Source organism: Clostridium sp. HBUAS56017 (genome assembly GCF_007115085.1).
Lineage (GTDB): Bacteria > Bacillota > Clostridia > Clostridiales > Clostridiaceae > Clostridium > Clostridium cibarium.
In genome coordinates this window covers 1-1,872 of record NZ_SULK01000056.1, presented here as the reverse complement: position 1 = coordinate 1,872, position 1,872 = coordinate 1, and the positions used below count along the sequence as shown (strand labels likewise).

3 protein-coding genes are annotated in these 1,872 nt (G+C 28.3%); all 3 read right to left on the bottom strand.

Features of this window, described 5'->3' with window-relative positions; translation table 11 throughout:
- Window positions 1–403: hypothetical protein (locus tag FAY47_RS19805; protein WP_143318645.1), on the bottom strand; the 403-nt coding region annotated here is incomplete at its 3' end.
- Window positions 404–533: 130 nt separating this feature from the next.
- On the bottom strand, window positions 534–1,133 hold the full coding sequence (locus tag FAY47_RS19800) for a pentapeptide repeat-containing protein (RefSeq protein ID WP_143318644.1): 600 nt from the start codon (window positions 1,131–1,133) through the stop codon (window positions 534–536).
- A 10-nt stretch (window positions 1,134–1,143) separates the two neighbouring features.
- The coding region (locus FAY47_RS20550; RefSeq protein ID WP_207706283.1) for a hypothetical protein at window positions 1,144–1,872 on the bottom strand (729 nt) is incomplete at its 5' end.

Genomic DNA, 1,872 nt, shown 5'->3' with positions numbered 1-1,872 from the left:
TTATTTGAAATGGCAAGAACAACTTGCTAAGTATTGGATAATCCTTGTTAAATTCGGCAAAAAATTCTTTCTTTTTTTCAAAGTATTCATCAGCGCTATCATTAAACCATCCAAATGCCTTCTTTAAGAAATCAATACTTTTGTCTAAGAAATCTTCATCTTCTTTTTCATTTAATTTATTTCTTGCTTCTATATCTTTAAATACATCTTCATCGCCATCTCTTTTTCTAGCTAGAAGATTCTCCATATGACTTAAGTTCATTGATAAGCTTCTCTTAATTATATCATCAGCATTATCTAATTCCCTTACTGCATAATTAAAATCATCGTATAACTTATCAAATTCTTTTACAATATTATAAGCGTAATTCTGTAATTCTTGCAACTTTCTCTTTTGAATCATTGTACTTACTTTATTTGCACTATTTTATTACAAAAAAATAATGAACCAGCCTACTTAAACTTAAGCTGATTCATTTCATTATTGCAATTATAAATATAGATTATTTTTCTAAAACCAAACTTACTTTCTACTATTCATATAGACAATTTTTTAGTACCCATTCCTTTGCTTTCTCTAATTTTAATAATATAGGTTTCTGGAATGTACCAATATTAATACTTTCAAAGTGAGCTTCTTCTATACCTTTAATATTTTTCAATTGTACACCATTTAGTAATGTTTCTTCAAATGTGGCCATACTTATGTCTACATTATCTAATCTTGCATTGCTGAAATCAGTTAAGTAAAAATAGACATTTATCATATTACAATTTTTTAAATCAGAATTTTTAAATATTGCTTCCCAACAATCACCTTTACTAAATCTAACATTTTTAATAACAGCATTAGAAAAATCTGTGTAACTCAAATCTGATTTGTAAAAATCACATTTATTCAAATTGGCATTTCTATAAGTTGATGAGCATAAAACTGATGCATGAAAATCAAAACTTTCCAATTTAAGATTATCAAAATTACAATCTACTAAATATGCTTGTTCAAATAATTTATCTGATAAATCAAAACTTCTTAAATCCACTTCATCTAACCTTAACTTCTCACCCTCCTTACCAATTGTATCAACCCACTTTTTATGTAATTCAAATTTACTAATAATATTATATTCCATCTACTTCCTCCTAAGGGTACCATATTATTCTATTTGCAATTCCTGCTTCATCAATTGCTTTCTTCAACTGTTCAACATGTTCTGGTACCAAGTTTCGTTTATCAATGATTACATTATTTCCATTCTTAAACTCTTTTTGTATCTTCTTTATGCCTTGTTGTACTGTAAAAGCCCCCTTCTTTGGGTTTGTTATAGGTACTCCATTATCACCACATGGATATGATTCAAAACTTTTTACATCCCACTTAATTCCTGTAGTTTCATCTATAAATTCTGCACCCTTATCTATTTGTGTATCACGAACAATCTTTCCTAAATCTCCTCTTTCTTCTAAAGCAAGACCTATTTCTCTTTCTTTTAATCCTTGTTCTTCTATTTTAAATGCATGTGAAGGGTCTCTTGCTAAATCATCTAACTCTGATTGAGTTCTTCCACCTGTATAGGCTTTACCTACCCCCTTAATAACATCATCAACCTTTTCTCCACCTAATATCTTATCAACAATTTCACTTGCATCAAAGTCTGATGGTTTCTTTTCTAGAAATGAATGTAACTTTTTAAGCTCTTCTATATCTAGTTTATTAATTAACTTTAATGCATTATCATTGCTAACTCCTTTTCCTATAAGCTTTTCTAATACATTTATCTCTTTGCCTTCATTTAAAATTATTCCAAACTTTTTTAATGCTGATAATTCTTTTATTTCTCCAGCTCCAACAAATAATGATGCTACATTCAT